Below are 6,187 nucleotides of genomic sequence, written 5' to 3'. Positions count from 1 at the left end.
AGCGCCGCGCCGATGAACTCGGCCACGTCGTGCTTGAGCTTGGCCAGCTCGGCCGAGTGGATGTACATCATGTGACCGGCGACGTAGTACCTGGTCGTGATCCGCGCGCGCTCGTCGGGCTCGAGCCCCATGTGGGCGAGCGTGTAGCGCGTGGCGAAGTAGGGCGTGGCGAGATCGTAGTAGCCCGATGCCACGAACAAGTGCATCGAGGGATTCTTCGCGAACGCGCTGCGCAGCGAGCCGCTCACGTCGGCGAACGCGTTCTCGGCCTGGAAGTCCCACTCGCCGATCCCGCCACCCAGGATGTAGTAGGGCAGGTCGGACTTGTAGTTCAGCTCCTGCCGCACGTAGTCGTTGAAGGTGGCGGTATAGGGCGGGCGAATCGCCGCCATGCTCGGATCGAAGTCGGGGCGCTCGCCACCGGCGACGTGATCGATGCCGGTGAAGCGCGTGTCGAGCCGCCCGACGGTCAATCGTTGCTCGCGCAGCAGCTCTTTGCAGAAGTGCTGGATCTCGATCCTCAGGTCGTACTGCTCGAGGAAGCTGCGATCGAGTCCGGTGTAGCGCCCGAGATGATCCACCACGTCACGTCGCTCCTCGGCCGAGAGCTGATCGCCCTTCCCCAGCGCCTCGGTGTAGCCGCCCGCCGCCCAGCTTTCGCACTCGGCCAGCGTCTTCTCGAGCGGCTGGCCCTGCAGATCGGCGGGCAGCTTCTTGTGATACCACGCGGTGGCGCAGTAGGTGGGCAGGAACAGCGGGTAGGGCAGGTCGTTGCCGGCGGTGAAGCGCGCGGTCTCGAAATTGAGGATCGAGGAGACCAGCAGAATGCCGTTGAACGCGATGCCCTGGGTCTCGACCAGGTAGCCCGAGAGCGCCGCGGCGCGCGTGGTGCCGTAGCTCTCGCCCACCAGGAACAGGGGCGATCCCCAGCGCGAGTTGCGCGTGAGATACATGCGGATGAACTCGCCGACGGATTGCACGTCGCCCTGGATGCTCCAGAACTTCCTGCCGAGCTCGGGCTTGGTGGCGCGACTGTAGCCGGTGCCGACCGGATCGATGAACACGATGTCGGTGAGATCGAGCCAGCTCTGGTCGTTGTCCACCAGCTTGTACGGGGGCGACGGCATCATGCCGTCGGGCTGCATCTGCACGCGCTTGGGGCCGAGTGCCCCGAGATGGAGCCACACCGACGCCGAGCCCGGGCCGCCGTTGAACGAGAACATCAGCGGCCGATCGGCCGACACGCCCTTGTCGCGATCGAGCGTGTAGGCCATGTAGAAGATCCTGGCCTCGACATCGCCGTCGTTGTTCTTGTAAGGCATCATTCCGGCGGTGACCGTGTACTTGAGCACCTTGCCGCCCAGCGTCATCTGGTGGTGGGTGACGATCGGCGGCTCCTCGTCGTCCTTCTTCGCCCCCTTCGCGGCGGAAGTGTCCGGCCTCGCCGCCGCCCGCGCGGCGCCGGCCACCGGAGCGAACGAGCAGAAGAGTGCGAGCGACGTGATCGCGAACGAGCACCAGCGGCGGGTCATCGGGCTCCCTCGAGGATGGATGGTGAGAAGGAGAAATGGCGGAGAGAGAGGGATTCGAACCCTCGAGGCGGTATTAGCGCCTACACGATTTCCAATCGTGCTCCTTCAACCGCTCGGACATCTCTCCGCAATGAGTTCGCGGAATCGCGGCAAAATCTACTGGTGGCGGCGGGAGCGCGGCAAGCGGTGCGAGCCAACTGGTTCCGGAACCAGTCGGGGGGCGCCACCCGCTACTTGAGGTGTTTGTAGCTGAACCGTTGGCCGCCGATCGTGGCCTCGTACATCAGGCCGCCCTTGGCGATCGTGAACACCGCCATCCCCTTCTGGTACGAGCCGGCGGTGGTGGCGTCGTGCTTGGTGGCGCTCGCCCCCGCGCCGGTGCCGCCGGTGCCGGCCTCGGCCGAAGCGCCGGCGGTGATCGCCACCGCGGTCGCCTGCGCGCCGAACTCGAAGTGGCCGCTGGTGAACTCGTCGAATGCGCGCTTGTCTTCGAAGAAGATGATCTGGCTGTAGGCTTGGCCGCCGAACTGGAAGCCGACCGTGACCTGGGTCATCGACGACTGCCCGACCAGGGAACCGCCGCGGTAGACGTGGCCGGTGCCATGAGCCCCGCCCACGCCGATCCCACCCTTGCCGATGGTCGGGAACACCGCGTAGCCGTAGCAGTGCTCGAAGAACTTTCCGCTCTGCCCGGCGTTCCTGAAGGTGTGGATGGCGTCAGAGTAGCTGTCGGCGAGCACAGGCGCGGCGAGTGTCAGCAGCGTCGCGAGACTCCAACCGGCGAGGCATCTTGCTCTCATGAGTTCCTCCCTGAACAATGGGCGCATTCTATCAGCCGACTCGCCCCCGCGTGCCGGCAGCCCCCGGGATGCTCTAGAATCATTCGGCTGAGACTGCGGCGTGGGCGGAGCGCCCGACGCCCATCCCACGCTCCCGAATTCGACATCCGACTGGAAGGACTTCATGACGTTCGCTCCACCTCGCGCTCTCCGCCTGCTCGCTGCCACCCCGATCGCCCTGGCAGTGCTCATGCTGGTCGCGTCGCGCCCCGCATCCGCCGGCAACCGAATGGCCGCCAACGACCTCATCAACCTGAACAGCGCGCTGCAGGATCCGGCGCGCGCCCAGGACGCGGTCAAGACGGTGCGCTCTTTCCTCGCCAACAACCCTGACAGCACCTATGCGCTCTACATGCGCCGCATGCTGCTCGCCGGGCTGATCGTGTCGAAGGCGCCGGGTGCGGTGGTGGCCGGGGCCGCCGACACCGCGCTCTGGACCTACCGAAGCGACGAAGAACGCCAGCAGCGCGCGATGGTGAACGGCGAGGTCGCGCAGTACTTGATCAACCGGAACGAGATGCCGCAAAAGGCGCTGGCCATGGCGCGCGCTTCGTATCACGACCTCCCGCCCGATCCGAGCGCCGATCAGATTCGCGGCTTTGCGCTCGCCACGCTCGGCGAGGCGCTGCTCCTCAACAACCGCCCCGACACGGCGATCGTGGTGCTGACGCGCGCGCTTGAATTCACCCCCGACAGCCAACGCGTGCTGGCCAAGCTCGGCGGAGCCTACGAGAAGCAGGGAAAGACCGATCTCGCCATCAATTACTACGTGCGCTCGATGGGCGTTTACCTGGGCACCGACACCACCGCGGTGGCGCCACTGCACGCGCTGTGGATCAAGAAGCACGGCTCGACCGCCGGGCTCGAGGCGGCGATCGATGCCTCCCGCGCCGCGTCGCGCAAGTCGGTGGCGCTCGACGCGCGCCGCTACGAGCGCGCCGCGCCCAACTGGACGCTGCCCGATCTTCAAGGCAAGAACTTCCAGCTCTCGGACTACAAGGGCAAAGTGGTGGTGCTCGACTTCTGGGGCTCGTGGTGCGGGCCGTGCCGGCAGGAGCTGCCCGTGTTCCAGAAGATCTACGAGCAGTACAAGGGAAAGAACGTCGCGTTCTTCGGCGTCAACTGGGAAAAGGGCGGCTCGGGACAGGATCTGAAGCAGGTGGTGCGCGATTTCATGAGCACCAACAACTACAGCTTCCCGGTGGTGCTCGACCACGAGCGCAGCGCCCAGATGGCCTACGACATCCAGGGCTTCCCGACCGTGTTCCTGATCGACCGGACCGGCATGATCCGCTACCAGAACGTGGGCGTGGCGGAAGGGATCGAGCACATCCTCGCCGACCAGATCGATTCCTTGTTGGAGTAAGCCCGCGCCGAGGCGGCCCAGCCGGCGTAGTGATCGGGCGCCTCGGCGCCGTCTATCGCTCGTACTTCCACATGCGCGTCTTGCCGGCCGCCATCCACTCCACGGCGGTCGCCACGCGCTTCGAGCGCGTCGCGTCGGTCTTGGCCTCGGTGATCCACTCGACGTACTCGCGCTTGTGGCTGGGGCTGAAGGCTTCGTAGATCGCCATCGCCTTCTTGTTCTTGGACAGCGCGCTCTTCAAGTCGGCGGGCAATTTCGCCGGCGGCTTCTTCGCCTTGACGGCGCGCGGCACCTTGACGCCGCCCTCGTTCAGCTCCATCGCCTTCCGGATGTAGCCGGCGAGCGTCTTCTTCGGCGGCAGGTCCTTCACGCTCGACAGGCGGCCGAACTGCCCCATCGCCTCATCGGCCTGGCGGCCGTCGGGCGTCAGGATCAGCTTGCTCTTCCAGAAGCCGAGCGATGCGTGCTCCTTGAACGCGGCCATGCCGCACAGCATGCCTTTGTACGTGAACGAGGGCATGCTCCACTTGAGCGTTTCTTCCACGTCGGGACACGCCTGGTGCACGACGGCGCGAATCTGCTTCAGGATTGGCTGCGCGAACGGCGCGGCCTTCTCGATATATGCGTCGACGCGTGGATCCTTCTTTCCCATGGCTCCTCCGGGGCCTGGTTCCGTGATGAGAGTGGCGCGGGAGGAATGCTAGCAGTCTTCTACGCCGCCTCCCAGCGCCGCGCGAGCCAGCGCGCCGTGATCAGGAATGCGATGGTCAGCCCCGCCAGTACCCCGACCTGCGGCGCGAGCGAGCTGATCGGCAGTTCGCGCCAGAAGACCTTGAGATAGCCATCCAGGGCCCACGCGTTGAAGGTGACGAGCCCGATCTTCTGCATGGTCGCGCTCATCAGGAAGCGCGGGAACATGCTGCCGCCGAGCGCCGACATCGAGAGGATCACGACGTTGGCCACGCCCATCAGCTGCTGGCGCGAGCGCGATGCGGTGGCCAGCACCAGGCCAAGCGCCGCCGCGGCCGCCGCGGTGGCGACCGTCATGATCGCGAAGCCGGGCAGGTGCGAGAACAGGTCGAGATGAAAAACGACCGTGCCCCACAGAAACATCACCACGATCTGGAGGATGCCGAGCGAGGTGATGTGGATCCACTTCCCGATCAAGAGACCATTCATGCCGACTCGCGTGGTCAGCACGCGCTCGAGCGTGCCCGAATCCTGCTCGTCGAGCAGCGCGCCGCCCGAGGCGGCGGCCGAGAACAGCAGGAACATCACGGCGATCCCGGCGGCGTAGAACGAGATCATGCGGCCGCCGCGCTTGCGATCGCCCATCAGGTCGATGACGTGGGTGGCGACCAGATTGCCCGGGTCATTCGAGGCCGAGGTGGCAGCCGGCCCGCCGCTTGGGCCGCCGGCCGCGCTCACGGGCTGCGGCCCGCCCTTCAGCACCACGCCCGCGCAGCGCTGGATCAGGCCGACCACGAGATGCGAGGCGACCGGGTCGGAGACGTCGGCGATCACGTCCACCTTCATGCCCTGGCCCGAGAAATTGGGAAACGTGGCGCCCCAGCCCTTCGGCAGCACGACCGCCACCGGCAGATTGCCTTCGCGAACCATCGAGGTGGCGCGGGCGCGATCGATCGCGACCAGCGACGAACTGGCCCCGGGGCCAGTCGACTGGGATCCTGATCCAGTTCCACCGGAACCGGTACGAGTGCCGGCCGCAAGTTCGGTCCTTGCAGAGTCCACGACAGAAAGACTTGGATCGGCCTTCATGGCCTCGATCAGGTAGCCGCTCATGTCCGAGCGGTCCTCGTCCACCACGGCGACGCTGATGCGCGGCGTGGACGAGAAGCCCTGGCGGCCGAACACCATCGCGAAGATCGAAAAGAAGACAATCGGAAGTACGAACACCATCATCTGCGCGACACGATCGCGCCGGAGATTGGTGCGGCTGATGCGAAGCAGGGTCGCGATCATTCGCGCAGCTCCTTTCCAGTCAGGTGGAGGAACACCGAGTGCAGGCCGTGGCGTCGCACCTCGACGTCTTCAACGCGGCCGCCGGCCGCCTGGACCCGCCGCAGCAGCTCCGCCAGCTCGAGGCCGACGTCCGCCACTTCGGCGCGGAGGATGTTCGCGGCGCCGTTCGCGTTGAGACCCGCCGGCGGCGCGATCGGCGCGGCCAGCGTGAGCGCCACCGTGCGGCGGCCGCCAACCGTCTGCTCCACCAGCTCGGCCAGCGTGCCCGAGGCCTTCACGCGCCCGTGGTCGAGGATCACGATCCGATCGCAGCGCGCCTCGGCCTCTTCGAGATGATGCGTGGTGAGCAGCAGCGAGGCGCCCTGGCGGCGCAGCACGTCGAGCATCTCGTAGATGCGCTCGCGGCTCTGCGGATCGACGCCGACGGTCGGCTCGTCGAGCAGCACGATGCGCGGCTGGTGGAGCAC

6 protein-coding genes and 1 tRNA gene are annotated in these 6,187 nt (G+C 66.6%); 1 reads left to right on the top strand and 6 read right to left on the bottom strand.

Translation table 11 applies throughout. The annotated features are described in order from the left end of the window. The 3 genes from VMJ70_08335 to VMJ70_08325 form a co-directional block, all read right to left on the bottom strand. On the bottom strand, window positions 1-1,532 hold a 1,532-nt coding region (locus VMJ70_08335; protein HTO91125.1), incomplete at its 3' end, for a hypothetical protein. 36 nt (window positions 1,533-1,568) lie between these two features. Continuing rightward, window positions 1,569-1,659 (bottom strand) — tRNA-Ser (locus tag VMJ70_08330). A 103-nt stretch (window positions 1,660-1,762) separates the two neighbouring features. Beyond that, complete coding sequence (locus VMJ70_08325) at window positions 1,763-2,332, bottom strand: YSC84-related protein (GenBank protein ID HTO91124.1); 570 nt, start codon at window positions 2,330-2,332, stop codon at window positions 1,763-1,765. A gap of 163 nt (window positions 2,333-2,495) precedes the next feature. On the opposite strand from VMJ70_08325, the gene VMJ70_08320 reads away from it, so the two are divergent. Beyond that, complete coding sequence (locus VMJ70_08320; protein HTO91123.1) at window positions 2,496-3,737, top strand: redoxin domain-containing protein; 1,242 nt, start codon at window positions 2,496-2,498, stop codon at window positions 3,735-3,737. A gap of 52 nt (window positions 3,738-3,789) precedes the next feature. Here the strand turns inward: VMJ70_08320 and VMJ70_08315 are convergent, their stop codons facing one another. The 3 genes from VMJ70_08315 to VMJ70_08305 form a co-directional block, all read right to left on the bottom strand. Next, the gene (locus tag VMJ70_08315; GenBank protein ID HTO91122.1) at window positions 3,790-4,389 is read right to left on the bottom strand and encodes a YdeI/OmpD-associated family protein; all 600 of its coding nucleotides are present in this window, start codon (window positions 4,387-4,389) and stop codon (window positions 3,790-3,792) included. Between the two features lie 59 nt (window positions 4,390-4,448). Beyond that, complete coding sequence (locus VMJ70_08310; protein ID HTO91121.1) at window positions 4,449-5,720, bottom strand: ABC transporter permease; 1,272 nt, start codon at window positions 5,718-5,720, stop codon at window positions 4,449-4,451. Beyond that, window positions 5,717-6,187 (bottom strand): AAA family ATPase (locus VMJ70_08305; protein HTO91120.1); only part of this gene is annotated, 471 nt, incomplete at its 5' end. The genes VMJ70_08310 and VMJ70_08305, both read right to left, overlap by 4 nt.

The sequence above is a fragment of the Candidatus Sulfotelmatobacter sp. genome, from assembly GCA_035498555.1.
Taxonomy (GTDB): domain Bacteria; phylum Eisenbacteria; class RBG-16-71-46; order RBG-16-71-46; family RBG-16-71-46; genus DATKAB01.
The sequence above is the reverse complement of the archived record's forward strand: the minus strand, read 5'-3'. Positions and strand labels throughout refer to the sequence as shown.